Origin of the sequence: Halorubrum sp. SD690R (assembly GCF_005435035.1) — an archaeon.
Lineage (GTDB): Archaea > Halobacteriota > Halobacteria > Halobacteriales > Haloferacaceae > Halorubrum > Halorubrum ezzemoulense.
Map to the genome: position 1 here is coordinate 81,466 of NZ_SGTV01000003.1, position 23,315 is coordinate 104,780.

The following is a 23,315-nucleotide window of genomic DNA, read 5'->3' on the forward strand; positions in this document are numbered from 1 at the left end:
CGACCCGTCCGAGGGACCCCGTGGCGGGGGTGGTTGCGCGCGGACGAGACTGCGCTGCCGTGCCGTCTGGCGTCGACGGCCTGATCGGTTCGTTTGCCATGGAGACGTCCGCCGCAGGTCGGCGACGGACGTGCGTCGTGGGGTATCGATCTACACTTACCCACGCCGTGAGGCGTTAACAAAACGCGAGCGCTCGCGGTATCAGCGGGCTCGGTCGAACGACGCGGGCACCTTCGGGGTTCAGTACGCTTTTGACACGAGCGGCCGATAACTCGCGTATGGACGGAACCTTCGATCACGTGATGATCCGCGTCGAGGACTTAGAGGAGAGCCTCGACTGGTACCAGACCCACCTGAACTACGAGGAGAAGGGCCGCTGGGAGGCCGACACCTTCACCAACGTCTTGCTCGGTCCCGAGGACGTTCACGAGGACGGCGCGCTCCTCGAACTCACGTACAACCACGACGGCCGGAGCTACGAGCTCGGCGACGCGTGGGGTCACATCGCGGTTCGCGTCCCCGAGGACGCGCTCCAGGAGTCGTACGACCAGCTGATGTCGGGGGGCGTCGACGACTACCGCGACCCCGAGTCCTGCGGGAACCGCTACGCGTTCGTGAAGGACCCGGACGGCCACGAGATCGAGATCGTCAAGCGCGACCACGGCGCGAAGTGGAGCATCGACCACACGATGGTCCGCGTCGAGGACGCCGACGAGGCGCTCGGCTACTGGACCCGCAAGTTCGAGTACACCGAGTACCCCGGCCGCTGGGAGGCCGACACCTTCTCGAACTACTTCGTGGCGCCCGAGGACGCGCCGGAGGAGGCGATGAAGCTCGAACTCACCTACAACTACGACGGCCGGGAGTACACGATGGGCGACGCGTGGGGCCACGTCGCGGTCCGCGTCGACGACCTCGACGACGCGTGGGACGCGCTGATGACCCGCGAGGCCCCTGACTACCGCGACCCCGCCTCCTGTGACCACAACTACGCGTTCACGAAGGACCAGGACGGCCACGAGGTCGAACTGGTCACGCGGGACTGAGTCCGCCGCCGTCCGACTCCGTTTCTCCTCCGCGGTCGCCGTCAGTCTGCCGACTCGACCCCGGTGATCTCGAAGCGCGCCCCCCCGGCCTCGCTCTCGACGGCCCGCACCGACCAGCCGTGCGCGTCGGCCACCTGCTCGACGATCCGCAACCCGAATCCGGTCCCCGACTGCGATGTGGAGTAGCCGGCGTCGAACACCGTCCCGCGCAGGTCCGGGTCGATCCCCGAGCCGTCGTCGGCCACGTAGAAACCGTCCGGCAGCGATCCGACCGTGACGGTCAGGTCCTCGCCGCCGTGTTCTATCGCGTTCCGGATCAGGTTCTCTAACAGCTGTTTGAGTCGCCCCTCGTCCGCGACCACCGTCCCCTCGACTTCGGTGCGCAGCGTCGCGTCGCTGGTGTCGACGGTCCGCCAGCAGGCGCCGACGACCCGTGCGATGTCGACCGGCTCGGCGTCGGTCACAGGGTCGCCCTCGCGCGCGAGCGTGAGGAGGTCGTCGATCAGCGCGGTCATCCGGTCGTGGGCGCGCTCGACCGCCGCCAGGTGTTCGCTGTCACACTCCTCGCGCGCGAGTTCGGTCCGGCCCCGCGCGACTTCGAGCGGGTTCCGGAGGTCGTGTGACACGACGCCGGCGAACTCCTCTAGTCGGTCGTTCTGCCGCTCCAACTCCGCAGTCCGATCCGCGAGGCGACGGGTGCGCGCCTCAGCCTGGAACGCCGTCTCGGCCGCGGTCGCCAGGATTCCGGCGAGGTACTCGTCGACGCTGCCGAGCATGCCCGGCTCCGTCTCGCCGATCGATATCGTCCCGAACTCGCCGATCGGAACGATGAGCAGGCTCCGGAGCGGCGTGTCGACGTCGAGCGCGTCGGTCGTCCGGATGTCGTCGAACTTCCGGAGCTCGCCCGCCTCGAACGCCGCCCAGTTGAGGCTCCCGCCGTCCGGCGTGAACGTCTCCCGCTCGGGCAACACCTCCGTCGCGCGGTCGGAGACGGCGACCGGGACCAGCCCGCCGGCCGCCTCGTCGTAGAGCCGGACGGTAACGATCGAGAACTCCAGGACGTCGGTGGCGGCCGCGACGGCCTGCTCGGCGATCGCTTCCCGCGACTCCGCGCGGACGAGCGTCCGCGTGGCGCCGTGGAGCCGCTCGACGCGGCTCTCGCGCTCGATCCGGTCGAGCGCCGCTTCGAGGTGGTCGGTGAGGATCTCCGCCACGAGGACGTCGGTGTCGGTGAACTCGTGCGGGTCCGGGGAGGAGACGACGAACAGCCCGTGGTCGCCGATCGGGCCCAACACGAGGCTCTCCGCCGGCGAGGGCTCGTCCAACCGATCGGACGACGAGAGCTCGTCGATGACGACCGACCCCTCGCCGCGGAAGGCGCCCCACGCCAGCGCCGCGCGCGATCCTGCCGGCGCGTCGCGGTCGTACGACGGCTGCTCCTCGAACAGCATCGGCACAGAGTCGCCGAGCGCGGCCGGCTGGAGGCTCTCGCCGTCCTCCGAGAGCAGGTGGATCCCGCTCAACCCGGCGTCGATCAGGTCGTCGACCGCCTCGACCGCCAGCTCGGCCGCCTCGTCGGTGGTTCGCGTGTAGTTGAGCTCCCGCGTCCACTCCCGGAGGCTCGCGAGCGTCCGCTCGCGCTCCTTCCGCTCGGAGATGTCGCGCGTGGTGACGACGTACCCCTCGATGCCGTCCGTCTCGATCCGGTCGCTGCCGACGGACTCGAGCCAGCGGTAGCCGCCGTCGGTCGTTCGGAACCGGTACTCGGCGGTCGGGGGGTCCCCGTCGCCCTCGAGCGCGCCGAGCGCCTCACTCACGGCATCTCGATCCTCCGGGTGGATGTACTCCAGCGCCCGCTCGCCGAGGAGGTCCGACGGCGCGTAGCCGATCACGCTTTCGCCCGACGGACTCAGGTACCGGAATCGCCAGTCGCTCGACAGCACCGTGACCACGTCGCCGGCGTGTTCGATGAACGCCCGGTGTCGCTCGCGCTCGCTGTCGTCGCGGACCACGCCGACGAACCGCCGCTCGCCGTCCGCGGTGAACTCGCCGTACGAGATGGAGACGGGGACCTCGTGGCCGTCGCGGTGGAGCGCGTTGAACCGGACGTCTGACCAGTCGACGCTCCGCTCGCCGTCGGCGAGATACCGATCGACCGCCTCGAGGTGGTCGTCGCGGTGTCGTTCCGGTATCAGCGTCGTGAGCGGTTCACCCTCCAGATCGGCCGGTTCGTACCCGAACATCGGCTCGACGGCGGCGTTCGCGAACCGGATCACGCCGTCGGTGTCGACCGACAGGATCGCGTCCGACGCCCCTTTTGCGACCGCGCGGAACTGTCCGACGGCCTGCTCGGCCTCCCGCTCGGCCCGCCGCTGCTCGACGGCCTCGACGATCCGGTCCGCCAGCCGCTCGCACTGCTCCGTGTCGCCGGACTTCCGCATGTAGTCGGTGACGCCCGCGGATATCGCCTCGCTCGCGACCGCCTCGCTCCCCCCTCCGGTGAACAGGATGAAGGGAAGGTCCGGGTCGCGCTCACGGACCTCGTCGAGGAGATCGAGGCCGTCTCGACCGGACAACTCGTAGTCGGAGACGATACACTCCACGTCGCGCTCCGACAGCGTCTCGAGTCCGGCGGCCGCGTCGGGCGCCGTCTCGACCGCGATCCGGTCTCGCTCCTCCCGTAAGAACGACGCGACGACCGCACGCAGGTCCGGGTCGTCGTCGACGAGCAGGACCGGGATGCGGTCGGTCATACACTCGGATTACTTACCATTCGGGTATAACGGTTTTGCCCCGCAGGCGTCGAGCGGTCGGCTCCGTCCGAGCGGTCAGCGGTCGCCGGCCGCGATCGCCCGGGGCTCCCGAACCGGTCCGTCAGCCCGCCGCTCGCGGCTCACTCGTCTTCGGCCGGGGTCTCACCGGCGGCCGGACGGAAGGCGACCAGCCGCTCGCCGTCGGTGGCCCGCTCGCCGATATCGACCGTCACCGCGTCGCCGATCGCGACCGCCGGGGCGGCGTCGTCTCCGTCTCGCTCCGCGTCGCCGTCGCGGACCACGCCGGTGAGCCGCGTCGGGCCGAAGTCGACCACCGCGGTCGCGTACGGCGCGTCGTCGGCGAAGCGCGGCGAGGGGACGTGGACGACGCTGTACGTCTCGACGGTCCCCGTCTCGTCGAGGGGCTCCCGCGAGAGTTCGGGGGAGCCGCACTCGGGACACACCCGCCGCGGGGGAAGGGAACCGTGCCCCTCCGGGCAGACGACCGCGAACCCGTCCCCGTCTGCGAGCGCGTCGAGCCACTCGGCGTACTCTCGGTCCGTCGGCGACGAGGCGTCCGCCGCGTCCGCGCCGTCGTCGCTCATTCCGCCACCTCCAGCACGTGGACGACCGCGCTCGCGACGGTCCCGCCCGCATTGTGCGCGACGCCGACCTCGGCGTCCGGAATGTGGTCGCTGTTGGGGTGGTCGCCCCGCAGTAGGCGGGTCAGCTCCGCGATCTGCGAGCCGCCGGTCGCGCCGACCGGGTGGCCCTTCGCCTTCAGGCCGCCGGAGAGGTTCACCGGGAGGTCGCCGTCGGCGGTCGTGACGCCCTCTCGGGCCGCCGCGATCCCCTCACCCGGCTCGAACAGTCCGAGCGACTCCAGCGCCAGCACTTCGGCGATGGTGAAGCAGTCGTGGACCTCCGCGACGTCGACCGCGTCGGCACCGATGTCGGCGTCGGCGTAGGCCGCGTCGGCCGCGTCGTCCGCGGCGGGCGTCCGCGCGAGGCTGTCGCGGTCGCCGAGCGCCATCCGGTCGGTCCCCTGTCCGGTCCCCGTCACCGCGACCGGCGCGTCGAGGTCGCGCTCGGCCGCGTACTCCTCGGAGACGAGCACGAGCGCGCTCGCGCCGTCGGTGATCGGACAGGCGTCGTACAGGTGGAGCGGCTCCGCGACCGGCGGGGCGTCCATCGCCTCGTCGACGGACACCTCCTTCCGGTACTGGGCGTACTCGTTCGGCACCGCGTTGGCGTGGTTCTTCGACGCGACGTGCGCGAGGTCCTCGCGGGTCCCGCCGTAGGCGTCGAAGTACGCGTTCGCCATGAGCGCGTACGCGCCGGGGAACGTCACGCCCGACCGGACCTCGAATAGGTCGTCGGCGGCGATGGCGAGCCCCTCCGTCACCTCGTCGGTCGGGAGGTTCGTCATCCGTTCCATTCCGCCCGCGAGGACCACGTCGGCGTCGCCGGCCGCTACCGTCCGGACCGCCTCGCGGACCGCGACCCCGGCCGACGCGCAGGCCGACTCGTAGCGCGTCGCCGGGCAGCGGACCCCGGCGGCCTCGGCCATCAGCGGCGCTTGGTGGCCCTGGTGTTCGGCGAGCGAGCCCATGAAGTTCCCGTAGTTCAGCTCCTCGACGTCGGACCGAGCCACTGCGGCGTCCTCGAACGCCCGGAGCGCGGCCTCCGCGAACAGATCGCGGCCGGTCCGTTCAGGGTGGCTGCCGAAGGGTGTGAGCCCGACACCGGCGACGCGTACCTCAGACATACACGAACGATGATCGGGGATGCGGTTTAGCTCTGCCGGAAGCGGGAGTCCCGGTCGGCGGACGGCGGAGCAGCGCGTGGGCGAGGAAGAGAAAAATTGCCGGACTGCGTCGAGGGTCTGCCCGCGCTCAGCCGATGTACCGGAGGTCGTCGTCCGGCACCGCCGGCCCCTCCTGCATCTCGCGGATCTTGCCGACGACCTCCTCCATCTCCTCGGCGCGGTCCTCGAGGCTCTCGTAGTCGACGCGCAGATCGAGGACGGCTTCGAGGACCTCCAGCACGGCCCGCGCGCTCTTCGGGTCGACGAGGTAGCCGCTCGTCTCGCCCATCAGGCACGTGGCGTCGAAGCCGCGGCGACCGCCGAGCCCCAGCACGAGGCCGGAGACGCCGACGATGCCGCCGGCCGGTTCGTCCGCGCGGAACTCGACGCCTGCGTCCTCCAGGTCGGCGGTGAGGTCGCCGTCGGAGACCGCGCCGAGGACGGTGTACTCCTCGACGAGTTCGCCGGTCGGGACGCCCCCGAGGGCGAATGCGCGCTCGGCACCGAACTCCGCGGCGACGTCGAGGAACGTCGAGGTGAGCCGGTAGTGGCCCGCGTTCGACCCGGCCTGGTGGTCGCCGGTCAGCACGAGCAGGTCGGCGCCGTCCGTCTCGACGGCGTGGAACTCCGCGCAGGTCAGCTCCGCGACCCCCTCGTCGTCGACGCTCACCTGCGGGGGGAACTCCGTGGCGTACACCCGGCGGACCAACTCCCCGTCGAACTCCTCTAAGATGTGTTCGGCCGCCAGCTTCCCCACGTGGCCGACGCCCGGCAGCCCCTCGATCAACACCGGGTCGTCCAGCTCCGGCGTCGCGACCTCGTCGATCTCGATGTCCTCCATGTCCCGTCCGTCCGGGCGGCGGTCACAAGAGCGTGGCTATTCGCGCGTCGGTACCGTCCTCGCGATCGACCGAGGGGTCACTCCGTCCGTCGTCGCGCCCGCCGCCGGTACTCGCCGTACGGGTCCTCCGGCCCGAACGGGGCCGGCGCGCTGTTCTCGGTGGGACCGTCGCACTCCGGGCAGCGGTCGCCGAGCGCGTACACCGGTCGGTCGTGGACGCGCTCCCAGTTCGCGCAGACGCGGATATCTGATTTCACGGGTAGAAGGGTCGTGTTACGGGAAAACGGTCGTGTCCTCGGCCGATCGGCGCTACTCGTCGTCTTCGCGGCGCTCGCGGTGGAACTCGCCGGCGCCGCCGGCGGCCTCGATCGACTCGCGGGCGCGCTCGGCGGCGGCCTCGAGCTGCGACTCCGCCGTCTTGTAGTTCGGCGCGCGGACCTTGATCCGGTACTCGGGCGAGCCGACGTAGCCGACGTCGAGGTCGACGCCGTCCGGGATCTCGCCGTTCCCCTCGGCCGCCGCGAGGGCGTCGCGCACGTCGTCGACGCCGTCGGGGGCCGCGGACTCGAGGTCGACGTACCCGGTCACGTCGACGTACGGGACGGAGACGTTGTTGCGGGCGGCCGTGACGATCGCGTCGACGGTGTCGCCGTCGACATCGACGTCGTCGAGCGCCTCGTCGCCGCTGATCGCGGCCGCCTCGAAGGCGTCGTAGAGGCTCTCGTACTCCGCGAGGAGGGCGTTCGCGACCGTCGTGTAGCGGTCGTCGTCGACGTCCTCGCCGAGCGCGATCAGCATCCAGTTGTCGGCCTTCTGGGCGTTCTTCCAGTCTTGGATCGTCTCCTTACGCTGGTGTTCGTTGACGTCTTTGATCGAGAGGTCGATCTGGTTCGACGACTCGTCGATCTCCAACACCTTCGCCACGACCGTCTGTCCCTCGCGGACGTGGTCGCGGACGTTCTTGATCCAGCCGGAGGCGACCTCGCTGATGTGGCAGAGGCCGCGCTTCTCCTCGTACTCGTCGAGGTCGACGAACACGCCGAAGTCGGCTATCTCGTCGACTTCGCCAACCACTAGTTCGCCGGGTTCGGGCCAGCCGCTGTACTTCATGACGGAGATGCGAGGCGGTTACCGCGCCTCAACGGTTTCGACGATCTCGCCGTGAAGCTCGGCCTCACCGCCGGTCGGGGTCGCGAGGGTCGTGCCGCAGACCGCACACGACACCGTGGAGGAGGCCTTGCCGAAGACGACCTGTTCGTTCTCGCAGTCGCCGCAGGCGACGCGGTGGAAGTCTCCCGCCATGCTTACTCCTGGAACGTGAGACGGCCGGCGCGCCATCCCTCGCGCATGTGAGCCTTCCCGCAGTCGCCGCAGCGGTACTTCAGGTGGGTCTTCTTCGTCGGCTTGTCGCCACCAGGCACCTTCGAGTACCCGCCGGCGTTGCCGATGGTCGCGAGCGCGCGGCGTCGCTGCCGAGCGTCGCGTTTCATTCCGGTCGCGCGACCCGATCGAACCTTCTCCACCTCGTGCTCGTGGTGGGAGTCACAGTGGGGGCAGTACGTGTTGAAGCGGCGTGGCATTTCCATGGATATCGACCTTGAAACGCGGTTCGTCGCCGACGCTTAAAACGGGTTTGGTCTGGGGCGCCGGCGAGGCGCCGCCCCTGACCGAGCGTTCGATGCGCCGCTCAGTCCGCCCACTCTGCCACCGCGCGCACCGGCGACCCGTCGGCGCCGCGAAGGCGGAGCGGGAAGGCGTACAGCCGAAACCGCGACGGGAGGCCGTCGAGCGCGCGGAGGTTCTCGACGATCGGGAGCGAGTCGCCCAAGAGCGCGTCGTGAGCGGGGGTCCCGTCCGGCTCGTTCCGTTCGGACGACCGCGCGTCGGCCGCGCCGCTCGCCGCCGGCGTCGGATCCGGTCCGAAGGTGTCGAGGCCGACCCCGACGCCCGCGGCCCGACAGCGCTCGACGGCCGCCGCGGTGAGGTACGGGTGGTCGCGGTACCGGTCGCTCCCCCAGTGAGACGCCCAGCCGGTGCGGAGGACGAGGAGGTCGACGCCGGGGTCGAGGTCGCTCGGCTCGGGCAGCACCTCGGGCGGAATCGCCGCTCGCGGTTGCAGCGGTCGAAGGTCGACGAGGCGCGCGTCGAAGGCGAACCGACCGACCGGCTGGTCGTCGATCGCCTCCCCCTCGGGGAGCGTGTGGCGAGGCGCGTCGACGTGGGTTCCCGCGTGGGTGCCGGTCCGGAGTTCGCTCGTCGCGTACCCGTCGGCCTCGTGGGTCGCGTCGGGCGCGAGCGTCACGTCGGGGTCGCCCGGGTACGTCGGCATCCCCGTCTCGGTCGGTCGCGAGAGGTCGCGGAACACGGTCGGCGGTCGGACCGCGGCGCGGTTAAGTCGGTCGCCGTCAGTGCCCCCGACACGACGGGGTCGGCCCGCCGTCGTCCGCGGGGTTCCGCGGCCCGAACGTATTTCCTGCGCCCGCCGCTGGGTGGTTCCATGTCGGAACTGCCGCTCGACGCCTACTACGACCTGACCCAGATCGGCGAGGTCGCCGTCTCACCGGCGGGCGACCGCGTCGCCTTCACCGCGACCGAGTACGACCAGGCCGCGGACGAGGCGGTCTCCTCGCTGTTCGTCGTCCCGACCGACGGCTCCCGCGAGCCCCACCGCCTGACGAGCGCGTCGGGCGCCGCCTCGCCGACGTGGGGACCCGACGGCGACCGCCTCGCGTTCGTGGCCGCCCGCGACCGCGACGCCGAGAAGCGGGTCGGCTGGCGGGACCGCGACGATGAGGACGCGGGCGACGCGGAGGGCGACGCGAGCGAGGACGACGCGGACGACGAATCGGCCGACGGTGAGGGCGAGGACCACCTCGGCGGCGACGACGAGCCCAAGCCGCAGGTGTGGATCTTCGACCTCGCCCTCGGCGGCGACGCGCGACAGGTGACCGAGCGCGACGAGGGCGTCGCCGGGTTCGACTGGTCGCCCGACGGCGACCGACTGGTGATCGAGTCGCGCGACCCGACCGACGAGGAGTCCGAGTACCTCGACCAGGTCCGCGAGGAGGGCGGCCCGATCGAGACGACCCGCCTTCAGCACAAGGTGAACGGCGCCGGGTGGACCGACGACGTGACGCGGTACCTCTTCGTCGTCGACCTCGACGACCCCGAGACCGACCCCCGGCGGCTCGACGACGCGCACGGCGGCGGCGCGTTCGAGGACGTCGCCGGCATGGACCCGACGTGGGGGCCGGGCGACCGGATCGCGTTCACCTCCTGTCGGCTCGACCGCCCCGACGACACCACCGTCCGCGATCTCTACGCGGTGTCGGCCGACGGGGGCGACGCGGAGCGGCTCACGGGCGGCGACCTCGCCCACGGCGCGCCCGCGTGGCACCCGGACGGCGACCGGATCGCGACGACCGCGAGCGACCCGGACGACCCGCCCGCGCCGGCGGAGGTGTACCTCGTTGACGCCGCCGAGGGGGAAGGCGACGACCCGGATGCCGACGACCGCGACGCCCCGACCTCGGTCACTGCCGCTCTCGACCGGACGATCGCCCGCGGCGGCGGGGTCGAGTGGGTCGACGGGTCGATCTACACCCGAATCGCCGACGAGAGCCACACCCGGTTGGTCCGTGTCGAGACCGACGGCAGCGCGGAGCGCGTCTTCGAGGCGCAGGGCCGCGACCGGGCCATGGTCGGGTTCGACATCGCCGACTACGGGGCGACCGCGGTGACGGTCCTTTCTGAGCCGGAGTCCGGGACCGACCTGTACGCGGTCGACGTCACCGACCTCGACGCGGCCGCCGAACCCGACTCCCTTCGCCGCCTCACGAGCGTCAACGAGTCGCTGACCGACGAGTTCCCGATGCCGGAGGCCCGCCGCGTCGAGTGGGAGTCTGACGGCTGGACGCTCGACGGCGTGCTCTACCACGGCCCCGACGTGGATCCGGACGACGGCGACCACCCGCTGGTGGTGGCGATCCACGGCGGCCCGATGTCGTACGACGAGCCGGTGTTCAGCTTCGACCACGCCGCCCTGACGAGCCGAGGGTACCTCGTGTTCCGGCCGAACTACCGCGGCGGTACCTCCCGCGGCCGGGAGTTCACCGCGGAACTGAGCGGAAAGTGGGGCACCGCAGAGGTCGACGACATCGCGGCGGGCGTCGAGTCGCTCGCGGACCGCGGGTGGGTCGACCCGGACCGCGTGTTCGGCCACGGCTTCTCGTACGGCGGCATCGCGCAGGGGTTCCTCGTCACGCAGGAGCCGGAGCTGTTCACCGCCGCGGCGCCGGAGCACGGTATCTACGACCTCCGTTCGGCGTTCGGCACGGACGACACCCACGTCTGGCTGGAGGCGGAGTTCGGGCTCCCGTGGGAGGACCCCGAGGCGTACGCGTCGTCGACGGCAATGTTGGACGCCGGGAACATCGAGACCCCGCTGCTCGTGATGGCCGGCGGCGAGGACTGGCGGTGTCCGCCCTCCCAGTCGGAGCAGCTGTACGTCGCCGCCCGCAAGCAGGGGGTCGACGCGGAGCTGGTCGTCTACCCCGACGAGCACCACAACATCGGTGACCCGGACCGCGCGATCCACCGGCTAGAGAAGATTCTCGGCTGGTACGAGACGCACGACCCGGCGATCGAGGCGGCGGACTGAATCGCGGCGGCTCCCTCCGGCGGAACCGCTCTCAGTGTTCGACGAACTCGACGAGGACGCCGCCGGTGGACCGCGGGTGGCAGAACGCGACCTCGTGGCCCCACGCCCCCGGGCGCGGTTCCTCGTCGACGAGGTCGATACCGAGGTCGCGCGCGTGGTCGAGCGCCGCCGGCAGGTCGTCGACCGCGAGCGCGACGTGGTGAACTCCCGGTCCCTCGCGGTCGAGATACTCCGCGATCGTCCCGCCAGCGTCCGGTTCGAGCAGCTCGAAGTACCCACCGCCGTCGAGTTCGAGAAAGACGATCCGCATGTCGTCGAACGTCTCCTCGTGGGCGACCGGGGCGTCGAGCAGGCCGCCGAACAGGTCGGCTAAGTCGGTCGCGTCGCGGGTCGCGACGCCGACGTGGTCGAAGCGCATACGGTTCAGTTCCGGCGGCGTCGACTTATAATGACCGCGCGGTTCCCGGTCGCCCTGCCCCTATCCCAAGGTTTGGGTGCGTCCCTGCCGTACCTCGCATCATCACCCAGCCGTGAGCGACTCAGAGACAGGCGGCTCGACGGAGCAGATGACCTCGCGGAACATCCTCGGGTCGCTGCTCAAAAGCGGGCTCCACGAGATGAACCGCGAACGGTCCGGGCTCCTCCTCTCGGGACTGTCCGCCGGGCTCGACATCGGGTTCGGACCGCTGATGATGGCAGTCGTGTTGACGCTTTCTCCGGGGACCTTCGGCGATCTGACGACGGAGCTCCTGTTGGCGTCAGTCTACTCCGTCGGCTTCATGTTCGTGATACTAGGGCGCTCGGAGCTCTTCACCGAACACACGACGCTGGCGGTCATCCCGGTGATCGATCGGCAGGCCTCGGTCCGCCAGCTCGGCCGGCTCTGGGGACTGGTGTACGCGGGGAACATCGTCGGCGGGCTGCTGTTCACGCTGCTCGTGACGCTGCTAATGCCGGAACTCGGCGTCGTCGAACCGACTTCCTTCGAGACGATCGCGTTGAAGCTGGTCGACCACGACCTCCCGTGGCTGTTCGTCGGCGGCGTCTTCGCCGGGTGGCTCATGGGGCTGCTGGCGTGGCTCGTCGCGGCGGCGCAGGACACGACCGCTCGGATCCTCCTCGTGTTGATAGTCACCGGAACGATCGGTCTGCTCCACCTCCCGCACTCGATCGCGGGCAACGTCGAGGTACTGTTCGGGCTGATCGTCTCCTCGGCGATCACCCCGATGGACTACGTCGCGTTCCTCGCGCTGGCGACGGTCGGGAACGCCGTCGGCGGCGCGGTGTTCGTCGCGCTGCTGAAGTACGGTCACGTCGTCCGCGGCGCGGACTGAAAACGCCCGGACAGGGGCGACCGCGGATCGTCTCCGACCTCACCGCCCCGGCTTGTACTCCCCGAACTCGTCGCGGAGCACGTCCGATATCTCCTGGACCGTCGCGTACGCCTTCACGGCGTCGACAACGTGCGGCATCACGTTCTCCGTCCCCTGTGCGGCCTCGCGCAGTCCGGCGAGCGCCTCGTCGACCGCGTCGTCGTCGCGCTCGTCCTTGACCCCCTTCAGGCGGTCCCGCTGGTTCTGCTCCTGATCGGGGTCGACCTCTTCTAAGTCCATCTCGGGCTCCTCGTCGACCTCGAACTCGTTGACGCCGACGATGATCCGTTCGCCCTCCTCGATCTCCTGCTGGCGCTCGAAGGCCACGTCCTGAATCTGGCGCTGGACCCAGCCGCTCTCGACGGCCTCCAGCATGCCGCCGCGTCGGTCGACCTCCTCGAGGATCTCGAACGCCTCCTCCTCGATCCCGTCGGTGAGGTCCTCGACGTAGTACGAGCCGGCGAGCGGGTCGATCGTGTCGGCGGCGCCCGACTCGTGCGCGAGGATCTGCTGGGTGCGGAGCGCGGTGCGGACGGACTTCTCCGTCGGCAGCGCGAGCGCCTCGTCCTTCCCGTTCGTGTGGAGGCTCTGGGTGCCGCCGAGGACCGCGGCCAGCGCCTGATAGGAGACGCGGACGACGTTGTTCTCGATCTGCTGGGCGGTGAGCGTCGAGCCGCCGGTCTGGGTGTGGAACTTCAGCTGCTTCGACTTGGGGTTCTCCGCGCCGAACCGCTCGTCCATGATCTTCGCCCACATCCGGCGGGCGGCGCGGAACTTCGCGGCCTCCTCGAAGATGTTGTTGTGGGCGTTGAAGAAGAAGGAGAGCTGCGGGGCGAACTCGTCGACGTCGAGCCCGGCGTCGAGGGCCGCCTCGACGTACTCGATCCCGTCGCCGAGGGTGAAGGCGATCTCTTGGGCCGCGGTCGACCCCGCCTCGCGGATGTGGTACCCCGAGATGGATATCGTGTTGAACTTCGGGGTCTCCGCCGCGCAGAACTCGAAGATGTCCGTGATCAGCCGCATCGACTCCTTCGGCGGGTAGATGTAGAGGTTCCGCGCGATGTACTCCTTCATGATGTCGTTCTGGATCGTCCCGCGGAGCTGCTCGCGCGGGACGCCCTGCTTGTCCCCCATCGCGACGTACATCGCGAGCAGCACCGCGGCGGGCGCGTTGATCGTCATCGACGTGGACACTTCGTCGAGGGGGATCGAGTCGAAGACGGTCTCGAAGTCGTCAAGGGTGTCGATGGCGACGCCGGAGCGCCCGACCTCCCCCTCGGCCATCGCGGCGTCGGAGTCGTACCCCATCTGCGTCGGGAGGTCGAACGCCATCGACAGCCCCGACGAGCCCTCGTCGATGAGGTAGCGGAACCGCTCGTTCGTCTCCGCCGCGGTGCCCATCCCGGCGTACTGGCGCATCGTCCAGAGCCGCCCGCGGTGCATCGTCGAGTAGACGCCGCGGGTGTACGGCTCCTCTCCGGGGTAACCGAGGTCCTCGCGGTAGTCCAGGTCGACGTCCGCCGGCGTGTACAGCGGATCGACCTCCTGCCCGCCGGTGTCGGTGGTGAACGTCTCCTCGCGCTCGCCGAACCGGTCGACCGTCTCGCCGTAGGTGCCCGCCTCCCACGACTCCTTGCCCTCCCGGATCTCGGCGAGTTCCTCAGGGTCGTACATTACTAAATCGGTCGACCGAACGGGACTTAACAGTTTTCAGGGACGGGCGGGCGCGGGCCGCGCGACCGGCAGCGCCACGGCACCCCGTCCTCGCGGGGGCGATTTAAGTATCCCGCGTTCGACACGGCCGCATGGACGTACTCACGGACCTCGCGCGCCGCTTCCTCGCCGCGACCGCGCCGGACCACACCGCGGTCCAAGCGGAGATGGCCGACCTCGCCGACGAGTGGGGGTTCCCGATCATCGGTCCCGAGGCGGGGGCGGTCCTCCGGCTGCTCGCGCGGCTGACGGACGCCGACCGCGTCTTCGAGTTCGGCTCCGGCTTCGGCTACTCGGCAACGTGGTTCCTCCGCGGCGGCGCCGAGAGCGTGGTCTGTACCGAGTTCGACGCCGGCGAGGCCGAGCGCGGCGTCGCGTTCGCCGCCGACCACGGCTACGCCGACGGCGTCACCTTCGAGGTCGGCGACGCGATGGAGACGGTCGACCGCTACGACGGGCCCTTCGACGTGGTCCTCATCGACCACCAGAAGGGCCGGTACGCCGACGCCTACCGAACCGTCCTGCCGAAAGTCCGGTCCGGGGGCGTGATCGTCGCCGACAACATCGCCCGGGGGCCCATCGACTTCGAGACCCTCGTCGCACACTTCGAGGCGGGCGAGCCGCTGCCGGACGACGCCGTCGACGGAGCGACGCGCGGCATCGGCGAGTACGTGGGGACCGTCCGCTCCGACGACGCGGTGGAGACGGCGATCCTCCCCGTCGGCTCCGGAATCGCCGTTTCGACGGTCGTTCGATGAGATCGAACGGAACGGTCATCATATCGAGTTACATATATTACTCCGGGTGTGCGGACCGTACGGGACCGACGGGACGGCGGGGCGAACGCGCCGTCACCGGTTCGCGTACTCGTCGGCGCCGGCGCTGCTCCCCGCTGGCTCCGGTATCTCCGTTTCGGCGGTTATTCGGTGAAACCGAACGAAACGGTTATCATGTCGAATAGAAAACATCAGTCCGGATGAGCGGAGCGAACAGAGCCGACGGGACGGCCGGAGCGAAAGCGGCGTCGCCGGTCCGCGTGCTCGTCGTCGACGGGGGACTGGGATTCGCAGAGGCGGCCGCCTCGCGGCTCGAGTCGCGCGACGACCGGATCGAGGTGCGAACGGCGGTCGACGCCGACGCGGCGCTCGACGCACTGTCCGCGGCGACGTTCGACTGCGTGGTGTCCGGCTACGAACTGGCGGAGACCGACGGGGTCGACCTGCTCGAAACGGTCCGTGACAGACACGGCGACGTGCCCTTCGTCCTGTTCACCGGATCGGGGTCCGAAGCGGTCGCCAGTGAGGCGATCTCCGCCGGGGTCGACGAGTACGTCAGGCGGAGCGAGCCCGCCGACCAGTACGCGCGGCTCGCGGGCGCGGTGACCGAACTCGTCTCGGAGACGCGGGACGACCGTCGGCTCGCCACGCACTTGGAGCACACCAGCGACGCCTTCTGCGAACTCGACGCCGAGTGGCGGCTGACGTACCTCAATGGGCGGGCGGCCGAGTTCATCGAGCGCGACCCGGATGAGGTGCTCGGCGAGCGGATCTGGGACCTGTTCCCGGAGATCGTCGGCACCGACGCCGAGACGGCGCTGCGCGAGGTCGCCGAGACCGGCGAGGGGAAGCGGTTCGAATACCACGTCGACCGGCTCGGCGCGGACCTCGTGGTGAACGCGTATCCGGCCCCCGGCGGGCGGGCGCTGTACTTCCGCGACGTGACCGAGCGGCGAGAGCGGGAGCGAGAGCTCCGCGAGCTCTCCGAGCGCCTTCAGCTGGCCGTGGAAGGCGCCGACATTGGCGTCTGGGACTGGAACGTCCGGACGGACGAGGTCCGGTTCGACGAGCGGTGGGCGGCGATACTGGGGCACGAGCGCGACGAGTTGGCGTTCGAGCTCGGCACTTGGGAAGAGCGGGTTCACCCCGACGACATCGACGCCGCGTGGAGCGCCATCGAGGCTCACTTCGCCGGCGAGTCGGACCTCTACCAGTCGGACTACCGGATGCGGACGGAGTCGGGCGACTGGAAGTGGATCCGCGACCGCGGTCGTGTCGTCGAGTGGACCGACGACGGCGAGCCCCGGCGGGCCGTCGGGATCCACATCGACGTCACCGACGAGAAGGAGCGCGAACGCGACCTCGAACGGTACCGGCGGATCGTCGACGAGCTGCCCGAGTCCGTCTGTACATACGACGCGAACGGCCGGTTCGCCCTCGTCAACGACCACCTCGCCGAGGTGTACGACGCCGCTCCGGAGGGGCTCGCCGGCGAGCCGAGTCGCCTCGTTGAGCGTGTTCGAGCGGCGAGCGACGGGGACCCGTGGCGGGCGCTCGTCGAGGGTGACCGCGACTCGCTGACCGGGACGACGGAAGTCGACTTGCCGACGAAGTCGGACGCCATCGTCGACTACGACTTCAGCCGGCTGGTCATCGACGGCGAGCTCGACGGCGTCCTCGGCATCTCTCGGGACGTGACCGAGCAGCGACGGCGCCAGCGCCGGCTCGAACGCACCTCGGCGCGCCTCGAAGCGCTGTTCGAGGGGTCTCCCGACATGATCGACATCCACGACGAGGGGGGAGAGATCGTCGACGCCAACCGGGAGATGACCCGAGAGCTGGGGTACGACCGCGACGAGGTCGTCGGGATGGACGTGTGGGAGGTCGACGCGGAGCTGGAGCCCGACGAGGGGATACGGCTCTGGCATGGGTTGGAGATGGACGAGACGGTGCGGCTGGAGACGACGTTCACCCGCGCGGACGGGTCGACGTTCCCCGTCGAGGTCCACGTGCGACGCATCGACGTTCGGGGAGAAGACCGGTTCCTCGCGAGCAGCCGAGACATCTCCGAGCGGAAGGCGTACGAGCGCCGGATCGAACGGGAGAACGAGCGGCTCGACGAGTTTGCGAGCATCGTCTCACACGACCTCCGGAACCCCCTCAACGTCCTCTCGGGGTACCTGCGTCTCGCCCGCGAGACCGGGGACGACTCGTACTTCGACCGGTGCGAGCGCGCGCTCGACGAGATGGAGCGACTCATCGAGGACGTCCTGACGCTCGCCAAACAGGGCGAGGCGGTCGGCTCGTTCGAGCCCGTCCACCTGGGCGAGCTGGCCGCCCGGTACAGCGACGACGCGTTCGGGTCGGCCGAGGGCGAGGACCCCTTCGGCGGCGACGAGACGGAGGGGGAGCCTCGCGTCACGGTCGCGGTCGAGGCCGACGGCGAGATCTGCGCCGACTCCGGGCGGGTCGGCCAGCTGCTCGGGAACCTGTTCCGCAACGCCGACGAACACGGCGGGGACCGCGTCGTCGTTGGCGACCTCCCGGACGGGTTCTACGTCGCGGACGACGGCCCCGGGATCGACGCGGACCGCCGCGACGAGGTGTTCGAGAGCGGCTACACGACTTCGGAGACCGGCACCGGGTTCGGGCTCTCCATCGTCCAGCGCATCGCCGAGGCGCACGGCTGGGAGGTCGCGGTGACGGAGGGGGAACGCGGCGGCGCTCGGTTCGAGTTCACCGGCGTCGACCGGCCGGAGTCGCCCGCGGAGACCGCCGAGTCGTCGGGCTGAGCGTACGGCGCGGGAAAGAGAAGACCGCGTCGACCCGGCTAGAACGCGCCGGTGTAGACGCTGACGTCGGCGTTCAGCTCCTCGCGGAGAGCGCTGTGAACGTGGCAGATACCCTCGGCGCGCTCGGCGATGTCCGCGGCGGTCTCGTCGTCGAGGTCGGCCTCGACGTGGACGTCGAAGGCGATCGACTCGAGGTCGTCGTGGTCGTCCAGCTCGGCGCTGGCGTCGATCTGGATCTGCCCGAGCTCCTCCTCGCCGCGCTGGCTGCCGCCGACGCGGAACGCCGGGAGGTAACAGGAGGCGTACGTGGCGACGAGCGTCGCGTTCGGGTTCGGTCCCGTCTCGTCGGTCGCGTCGATCTGGAGGTCGAACTCGCCGACCTGACTCGTGCTGGCGTATCCGGACTCGGAAACTGTGGATGTCTCGATGTCTGCCATAGTCATCTCGCAGTTCGGACTCGCGGGGATAAAAGTTACCGCCATCGGCGCGCCGACACCGCCGCGACCCGTCGCCGAGGGCGGCGGACCGGCCTCAGTCGTCTTCTGACGCGTCGGACCCCAGTCCCGTCGCCCCCCGGAGGTCGGCCTCGATCGCCTCCAGCGTCCGGCCGTTCGTCTCGGGCACGACGCGGTAGGTGAAAAGCAGCGCGACGAGGCTACACGCGCCGAACAGCCAGAACGTCATCGGCGTGCCGATCCCGTCGAGCAGCACGGGGAACGAGAGCGCCACCACGAGGTTCGCGAGCCAGTTGGCGACGGTCACCAACCCCATCGCGCTCCCCCGGACGGCGAGCGGATAGATCTCGGAGATCAGCAGCCAGAACACCGGACCGAGCCCGATGGCGAAGAACGCGACGAACGAGACCAGCGTCAGCGTCGCCAGCCACCCCATTCCGCCGGTCGGGTCCGCGAACTGGAAGACGAGGCCGGCGACGGTGAGCGACCCGATCATCCCACCGGTCCCGACGAGCAGGAGGGGCCGCCGCCCGACGCGGTCGACGAGGAGGATCGCGACGACGGTCATGACGACGTTGACCGTCCCGATGGCGACCGAGGCGAGGATCGACTGCGAGCTGCCGAGCGCGGTCGACTCCAGTATCGTCGGCGCGTAGTACATCACGGCGTTGATCCCGGTGACCTGTTGGAAGACTGCGAGCCCGAGGCCGACGATCAGCGCCGGGCGCATCCACGGGCTGAGCAGGTCGCGGACCCCGTTCCCGGACTGGGCCTCGACGGTCGCTTCGATCTCCGACAGCTCCGACTCGATATCCCCGTCGCGCGTGCGACGGAGGACGGCGCGAGCCTCGTCGGTCCGGCCCCGCTCGTAGAGCCACCGCGGGCTCTCCGGCATCCGGGACATCCCCGCGGCGAGCACGAGGGCGGGGACCATCCCCGCGCCGAGCATGATCCGCCACGATCCGGAGCCGGAGAAGGCGTAGTTGACGAAGTACGACGAGAGGATCCCCACGGTGACCATCAGCTGGTTCAGCGAGGTGAGCCCACCGCGGACGGCGGGGGGCGCAATCTCGGAGATGTACAGCGGGCCGACGATCGACGCGAACCCGATGGCGATCCCGTCGATCATCCGCCCCGCGACGAGCACCTCGACGGTGGGCGCGACCGCCATGAGGAACGAGCCGAGGAAGAATACCCCGGCCGACAGCAGGATAAAACGCTTGCGGCCGATCCGGTCGGACAGCTGCCCGCCGACGGCCGCGCCGGCCGCCGCGCCGACCATCGCGCCGCTGACCACGATCCCCTCCACCAAGGGACTCAGCTCAAAGGCGGTGTCGATGAAGAGGATGGCTCCGGAGATGATCCCCGTGTCGAACCCGAACAGGAGTCCGTTGAGCGCCGCGAGCGCGGAGACGATGTACACGAACCGTCCCCCGTCTCCGCGTATCGCGGCCCGCATATCGGCGGTTGACATGGTGTACCGATCCGGCGCTAATCATCTTTTATTTAGAAGACTTCTGATTTATTATTAATTTACGTATATCCAATATATTTCTGTCAGCGGAGCGCGACGAAATCTACCACTGGGACGGCTTATATTTATTCGAATCCGAATAGTATCTTATTACCGGTCCGCCCGGCAGTCGGGACTCGACGCGTGACAGTGGTACGCCGAACGCGGGCTCGAAACGGTGCCTCGCGCGCCCCTCGCGCTCCGCGGACGCGTCGTCGTTTCGCGAAAAGAGCCCGGTCGGAGCCCCGTCGCCGTGGGCACGGGACGCCCCTCGCGCTACTCCAGCGTGTACGTCTCGTCGCCGTCCAGGACGACGGGCTCGGCGGCGGCCCCCGCCGCCTTCACCTCGCTGACGAACTCCTGCGTCTCGATCTCGATCGGGCCGAACGAGTCGTAGTGTATCGGGAAGACGACGTCGGCGCCGACCCAGTCGGCGGCGATTCCCGCGCCGGCGGGCCCCATGGTGAAGTGGTCGCCGGCGGGTAAGGCGGCGGCGTCCGGCTCGAGGTACGGCGCGATCACGTCGACCATCTCGGACATCAGGCCCGTGTCGCCGGCGTGATAGAAGGTGGTACAGTCCGGGTCGGACTCCTGGGTCGGCTTCTTGTCGCCCACGACGAAGCCGGTCGGCATGCCGCCGGCGTAGTCCGGGTCGTTCTCGATGCCGTTCGAGTGGTCCGCCCGGACCATCGTCACCCACGCGTCGCCGCACTCGACGGTGCCGCCGATGTTCATCCCCCCGGCCGGCACGGTGTTCTCGAGGCCGAAGTTCTCTTGGACGTAGGCGGTCAGCTCCGGGGTGGCGACCACGGTGGCGTCCTCGAACTCGGCCGCGTCGGCGATGTGGTCCGCGTGGCCGTGGGTCAAGAGCAGGTAATCGGGGTCGAGGTCCGCGGGATCGACGTCGGTCTTCGGGTTGTCGAAGAACGGGTCGATGAGCAGCTCCGTGTCGTCGACGACGACGTGCCACGTGGAGTGGCCGTGCCAGGTGAGTTCCATGGTCCGTTCGATGCGTCTCGGCGAACGGTAATAAAACTCGACGCTGCGGATCCCAATCGGCGCGCGATAGAGAGCGGGGCCACGGCGAACCGGTCCGCACCGCGACCGGCGGTGTCTGTTCGTCTCGTTTCCGCCGTTTTTCGGCAGAGCGATCAGTTCGAGCGGCGGCCTGCGCAATATCTTCCCGCGAATACAGCCTTAACAATCGGATCGTCCTACGACGCCCGTGACAGTGGAGCCTCGACATGGCGGGTGAGCCGACCGACGAACGCGTCGAGGACGGCTCGAATGACGACCGATATCGTCACCTCATCGAACACGTTCAGGACGCGGTCGTTGAGTTCACGCTCGCCGACGGAGAGCCAACGGTCAGCGACGTCAATCGGGCGTTCGTCGACGTCTTCGGCTACGAGGCCGACGACATTCGCGGCGAGTCGCTCAACGAGTGGGTCGTCCCCGACTGGAAGCTCGCGGAGGCGAGGGAGTTGGACACGAACACCGCCTCCGGCGCGATCAACTACCAGCAGGTGACCCGTGAGACCGCGACCGGCCTCCGCGAGTTCCTCTACCGGGGGATCCCGTACGCGACCGGCGATGCGGACGACGACACCCCCGACGGCGGCTTCGCGGTCTACACCGACCTCACGGAGGTGTCCAGAAACGAGCGGCGGCTGGGGGTGTTGAACCGGATCCTCCGGCACAACCTCCGTAACAACGCAAACGTCGTCGCCGGCCACACGACGCGGTTGCTGGCCCAACTGGAGGATCGACGCGGCGAGACGGTCGACGTGGCGGCCACGATCGAGCGCGCCGCCCACGAGCTCGAACAGCTGGCCGACGAGGCCAACCACATCCGTCAGGTCCTCGAACATCCGACCGACGAGGTGGCCGATATCGACCCCGAACCGACGGTGCGCGCCGTCGTCGACGACCACCGAGAGCGGACGCCGAGCGCCGACATCGAGATCGAGACCGGCGAGACGGGTCGGGTGATGGCCGACAGCCGGCTCCGGTACGCGGTCGACAGCCTCGTCGACAACGCGATCGAGCACAATCCGAGCCCGGAGCCCCGGGTCCGTCTCCGGATAACGAGCGCGGAGGGCCTCTCGGGCGCGGCGTCCGGGGAGTGGGTCGTGATCCACGTTGAGGACGACGGCCCCCAGATCCCGGCCGACGAGCGGGACGTGATCCGCGACGGATCGGCGATAACGCCGACGCACCACGGAAGCGGGCTCGGGCTCTGGCTCGCTGAGCTGACCGTCGAGACGTTCGGCGGAGAGCTCTCGTTCGGCGCGAGCGACCTCGGCGGGAACGACGTGTCGATCCGGCTCCGCCGGCGGTGAGGAGAGGAGTTAACACGCCTCCGCGCGAACCGACTGTCGATGCCCTCCAAGCGGACCGACGCCCCGCCGCCGACCGACCGGTGTCACGAGTGTGCTCAGGCGGTTCCGGCCGGGGCGAGCTTCTGCCCCGACTGCGGCGCCGACCTCGACGGCCCCGCCGCGTACTGCGCCGAGTGCGGCGAGGCGTTCGACGAGGACGACCGGTTCTGCTCGAACTGCGGCGCGTCGCGGTCGGGCGACGGGTCCGCCCCGGCCGCGTCAGAGAGCCGGACCGACGCGGCCGAGCGCCCGAGCGATGCGGAACGCGCCTCTCGATCGGAGCCGTCCCCAGGCGAGAGCGAGCGCGCCTTCAGGCGCCGCGTTCAGGACCACCTCGACGCCGGGTGGGACGTGGAGCGGGACGACGGCGACCGCGTCGTCCTCGTCGACAGGGGAATCGGCTCCGTCGGCGTCCACATCCTCCTGTTCATCTTCACCAGCGGCATCGGCAACCTGCTGTACGGCTGGTGGCACTACTCCAAGCTGGCCGAACGGCGCCGACTCGTCCGCGGCGACGAGACGACCGCGCGCGCCCCGTCGAGCGTCGACGGTGGCGGCGGTCGGTTCGAGACCGCCTCCGCGTACGTCCTGACCGCGCTGCTGCTGCTGATCGGCGGCTGGATCGCGTTCCTCTCGGTCGTGTCTGGCTCCCCGCCGGCCGCGCTGATCGGCCTCGCGTTCGCGGGGCTCGGCCTCGGCGTCGCTCCGCCAGTCCGCCGACGGCTCGACCGCCGCCACGGGATCACGCGGTTCGGTCGGCAGCGGACGGTCGACCACCGGATCGTCCGACCGCCCGAGTCCGTCGACGATCCCTGCGTGGTCTGCGGCCAAGAGTTCGACCGCGGACTCGTCAGGCGGCGCCGCGACGAGACGCTCGTCGCCGGCGTCCCCGTCCGCACCCACTCGGTCCGCCACAACCACTACTGCGTCGACTGCGCGCGCTCGGAGGTGTTCGGCGACCGCGTCGACTCGCCGTCGCTCGGCGGCCTCGCCGACGAGAGGGTCGCGGTCGACGACGAGGCCGCGGACGGCGGCGCGGGCCGTCCCGCGGACGACGCCGTGGGCGACGGTTCGAGCGCGGAGTCAGCGACTGACTCGGTCCGCGAGTCGGCTGACTCCGCCGAGTGAGTCGGGGCCTCTCCGCCGCGGTCGTCGCTTCCTTCGATGGGTCGTCGCTTGCCCCTCCGCGAACGCTTTTCGGGCGG

21 protein-coding genes are annotated in these 23,315 nt (G+C 69.9%); 7 read left to right on the forward strand and 14 right to left on the reverse strand.

All coding sequences use genetic code 11. The annotated features are described in order from the left end of the window. The first annotated feature begins 278 nt into the window (after positions 1-278). Positions 279-1,046, forward strand: a complete 768-nt coding sequence (locus tag EXE41_RS02860) for a VOC family protein (RefSeq protein WP_137690249.1) — start codon at positions 279-281, stop codon at positions 1,044-1,046. Between the two features lie 41 nt (positions 1,047-1,087). Here EXE41_RS02860 and EXE41_RS02865 read toward each other — a convergent pair whose 3' ends face one another. From EXE41_RS02865 to EXE41_RS02905, 9 genes are all read right to left on the reverse strand, one after another. Next, on the reverse strand, positions 1,088-3,799 hold the full coding sequence (locus EXE41_RS02865) for a PAS domain S-box protein (protein WP_137690250.1): 2,712 nt from the start codon (positions 3,797-3,799) through the stop codon (positions 1,088-1,090). A 140-nt stretch (positions 3,800-3,939) separates the two neighbouring features. Further along, a complete protein-coding gene (locus tag EXE41_RS02870; protein ID WP_049929630.1) occupies positions 3,940-4,404 on the reverse strand; it encodes a Zn-ribbon domain-containing OB-fold protein in 465 nt (154 codons plus the stop codon). Then, on the reverse strand, positions 4,401-5,567 hold the full coding sequence (locus EXE41_RS02875; protein ID WP_137690251.1) for a thiolase domain-containing protein: 1,167 nt from the start codon (positions 5,565-5,567) through the stop codon (positions 4,401-4,403). Before EXE41_RS02875 ends, EXE41_RS02870 begins: the two co-directional genes overlap by 4 nt. 127 nt (positions 5,568-5,694) lie before the next feature. Then, entirely contained in the window at positions 5,695-6,447 is a 753-nt protein-coding gene (locus tag EXE41_RS02880) for a proteasome assembly chaperone family protein (RefSeq protein ID WP_049929628.1), read from the reverse strand. 77 nt (positions 6,448-6,524) lie between these two features. Continuing rightward, positions 6,525-6,704, reverse strand: coding sequence for an RNA-protein complex protein Nop10 (locus EXE41_RS02885; RefSeq protein ID WP_049929627.1), 180 nt, complete (start codon positions 6,702-6,704; stop codon positions 6,525-6,527). Positions 6,705-6,756: 52 nt separating this feature from the next. Next, on the reverse strand, positions 6,757-7,557 hold the full coding sequence (locus EXE41_RS02890) for a translation initiation factor IF-2 subunit alpha (RefSeq protein ID WP_086219183.1): 801 nt from the start codon (positions 7,555-7,557) through the stop codon (positions 6,757-6,759). Between the two features lie 18 nt (positions 7,558-7,575). Further along, entirely contained in the window at positions 7,576-7,749 is a 174-nt protein-coding gene (locus EXE41_RS02895) for a 30S ribosomal protein S27e (RefSeq protein ID WP_004595868.1), read from the reverse strand. Between the two features lie 2 nt (positions 7,750-7,751). Continuing rightward, positions 7,752-8,033 carry a 50S ribosomal protein L44e gene (locus tag EXE41_RS02900; RefSeq protein ID WP_004595867.1) on the reverse strand — a complete coding sequence of 94 codons (282 nt, stop codon included), beginning with the start codon at positions 8,031-8,033 and terminating at the stop codon, positions 7,752-7,754. A 101-nt stretch (positions 8,034-8,134) separates the two neighbouring features. Next, complete coding sequence (locus tag EXE41_RS02905) at positions 8,135-8,812, reverse strand: cyclase family protein (protein WP_080508532.1); 678 nt, start codon at positions 8,810-8,812, stop codon at positions 8,135-8,137. Between the two features lie 132 nt (positions 8,813-8,944). On the opposite strand from EXE41_RS02905, the gene EXE41_RS02910 reads away from it, so the two are divergent. After that, entirely contained in the window at positions 8,945-11,107 is a 2,163-nt protein-coding gene (locus EXE41_RS02910; protein ID WP_086215878.1) for a S9 family peptidase, read from the forward strand. Between the two features lie 31 nt (positions 11,108-11,138). Here EXE41_RS02910 and mce read toward each other — a convergent pair whose 3' ends face one another. Further along, positions 11,139-11,525, reverse strand: a complete 387-nt coding sequence (mce, locus tag EXE41_RS02915; protein ID WP_049929624.1) for a methylmalonyl-CoA epimerase — start codon at positions 11,523-11,525, stop codon at positions 11,139-11,141. A 112-nt stretch (positions 11,526-11,637) separates the two neighbouring features. Here mce and EXE41_RS02920 point away from each other — a divergent pair, with 112 nt between their 5' ends. Continuing rightward, positions 11,638-12,441, forward strand: a complete 804-nt coding sequence (locus tag EXE41_RS02920; protein ID WP_086215876.1) for a formate/nitrite transporter family protein — start codon at positions 11,638-11,640, stop codon at positions 12,439-12,441. Positions 12,442-12,480: 39 nt separating this feature from the next. Here EXE41_RS02920 and EXE41_RS02925 read toward each other — a convergent pair whose 3' ends face one another. Then, positions 12,481-14,154, reverse strand: a complete 1,674-nt coding sequence (locus EXE41_RS02925; protein ID WP_049929622.1) for a methylmalonyl-CoA mutase — start codon at positions 14,152-14,154, stop codon at positions 12,481-12,483. Between the two features lie 131 nt (positions 14,155-14,285). On the opposite strand from EXE41_RS02925, the gene EXE41_RS02930 reads away from it, so the two are divergent. Next, positions 14,286-14,951 (forward strand): O-methyltransferase, encoded by a 666-nt coding sequence (locus EXE41_RS02930; protein WP_137690252.1) that lies wholly within the window; start codon positions 14,286-14,288, stop codon positions 14,949-14,951. 218 nt (positions 14,952-15,169) lie between these two features. Then, the gene (locus EXE41_RS02935; RefSeq protein ID WP_137690253.1) at positions 15,170-17,761 is read left to right on the forward strand and encodes a PAS domain S-box protein; all 2,592 of its coding nucleotides are present in this window, start codon (positions 15,170-15,172) and stop codon (positions 17,759-17,761) included. A gap of 38 nt (positions 17,762-17,799) precedes the next feature. On the opposite strand, the gene EXE41_RS02940 is transcribed toward EXE41_RS02935, so the two are convergent. From EXE41_RS02940 to EXE41_RS02950, 3 genes are all read right to left on the reverse strand, one after another. Continuing rightward, positions 17,800-18,198, reverse strand: coding sequence for an OsmC family protein (locus EXE41_RS02940; RefSeq protein ID WP_086215873.1), 399 nt, complete (start codon positions 18,196-18,198; stop codon positions 17,800-17,802). Positions 18,199-18,292: 94 nt separating this feature from the next. Beyond that, positions 18,293-19,690, reverse strand: coding sequence for a sugar porter family MFS transporter (locus tag EXE41_RS02945; protein WP_086215872.1), 1,398 nt, complete (start codon positions 19,688-19,690; stop codon positions 18,293-18,295). A gap of 315 nt (positions 19,691-20,005) precedes the next feature. Next, on the reverse strand, positions 20,006-20,728 hold the full coding sequence (locus EXE41_RS02950; protein WP_086215871.1) for a metal-dependent hydrolase: 723 nt from the start codon (positions 20,726-20,728) through the stop codon (positions 20,006-20,008). A gap of 245 nt (positions 20,729-20,973) precedes the next feature. Here EXE41_RS02950 and EXE41_RS02955 point away from each other — a divergent pair, with 245 nt between their 5' ends. Next, positions 20,974-22,071: a sensor histidine kinase gene (locus tag EXE41_RS02955; protein WP_137690254.1), complete on the forward strand. Its 1,098-nt coding sequence runs from the start codon at positions 20,974-20,976 to the stop codon at positions 22,069-22,071. A gap of 39 nt (positions 22,072-22,110) precedes the next feature. Further along, positions 22,111-23,238: a zinc ribbon domain-containing protein gene (locus EXE41_RS02960; RefSeq protein ID WP_137690255.1), complete on the forward strand. Its 1,128-nt coding sequence runs from the start codon at positions 22,111-22,113 to the stop codon at positions 23,236-23,238. Positions 23,239-23,315: the final 77 nt, after the last annotated feature.

What these genes read in the sequence shown, in the direction of transcription:
- EXE41_RS02860 (WP_137690249.1), top strand. Translation starts at nt 279, where the DNA reads ATGGACGGAACCTTCGATCACGTGATGATCCGCGTCGAGGACTTAGAG.
- EXE41_RS02865 (WP_137690250.1), bottom strand. Translation starts at nt 3,799, where the DNA reads ATGACCGACCGCATCCCGGTCCTGCTCGTCGACGACGACCCGGACCTG.
- EXE41_RS02870 (WP_049929630.1), bottom strand. Translation starts at nt 4,404, where the DNA reads ATGAGCGACGACGGCGCGGACGCGGCGGACGCCTCGTCGCCGACGGAC.
- EXE41_RS02875 (WP_137690251.1), bottom strand. Translation starts at nt 5,567, where the DNA reads ATGTCTGAGGTACGCGTCGCCGGTGTCGGGCTCACACCCTTCGGCAGC.
- EXE41_RS02880 (WP_049929628.1), bottom strand. Translation starts at nt 6,447, where the DNA reads ATGGAGGACATCGAGATCGACGAGGTCGCGACGCCGGAGCTGGACGAC.
- EXE41_RS02890 (WP_086219183.1), bottom strand. Translation starts at nt 7,557, where the DNA reads ATGAAGTACAGCGGCTGGCCCGAACCCGGCGAACTAGTGGTTGGCGAA.
- EXE41_RS02895 (WP_004595868.1), bottom strand. Translation starts at nt 7,749, where the DNA reads ATGGCGGGAGACTTCCACCGCGTCGCCTGCGGCGACTGCGAGAACGAA.
- EXE41_RS02900 (WP_004595867.1), bottom strand. Translation starts at nt 8,033, where the DNA reads ATGGAAATGCCACGCCGCTTCAACACGTACTGCCCCCACTGTGACTCC.
- EXE41_RS02910 (WP_086215878.1), top strand. Translation starts at nt 8,945, where the DNA reads ATGTCGGAACTGCCGCTCGACGCCTACTACGACCTGACCCAGATCGGC.
- mce (WP_049929624.1), bottom strand. Translation starts at nt 11,525, where the DNA reads ATGCGCTTCGACCACGTCGGCGTCGCGACCCGCGACGCGACCGACTTA.
- EXE41_RS02925 (WP_049929622.1), bottom strand. Translation starts at nt 14,154, where the DNA reads ATGTACGACCCTGAGGAACTCGCCGAGATCCGGGAGGGCAAGGAGTCG.
- EXE41_RS02930 (WP_137690252.1), top strand. Translation starts at nt 14,286, where the DNA reads ATGGACGTACTCACGGACCTCGCGCGCCGCTTCCTCGCCGCGACCGCG.
- EXE41_RS02935 (WP_137690253.1), top strand. Translation starts at nt 15,170, where the DNA reads ATGAGCGGAGCGAACAGAGCCGACGGGACGGCCGGAGCGAAAGCGGCG.
- EXE41_RS02940 (WP_086215873.1), bottom strand. Translation starts at nt 18,198, where the DNA reads ATGGCAGACATCGAGACATCCACAGTTTCCGAGTCCGGATACGCCAGC.
- EXE41_RS02945 (WP_086215872.1), bottom strand. Translation starts at nt 19,690, where the DNA reads ATGTCAACCGCCGATATGCGGGCCGCGATACGCGGAGACGGGGGACGG.
- EXE41_RS02950 (WP_086215871.1), bottom strand. Translation starts at nt 20,728, where the DNA reads ATGGAACTCACCTGGCACGGCCACTCCACGTGGCACGTCGTCGTCGAC.
- EXE41_RS02955 (WP_137690254.1), top strand. Translation starts at nt 20,974, where the DNA reads ATGGCGGGTGAGCCGACCGACGAACGCGTCGAGGACGGCTCGAATGAC.
- EXE41_RS02960 (WP_137690255.1), top strand. Translation starts at nt 22,111, where the DNA reads ATGCCCTCCAAGCGGACCGACGCCCCGCCGCCGACCGACCGGTGTCAC.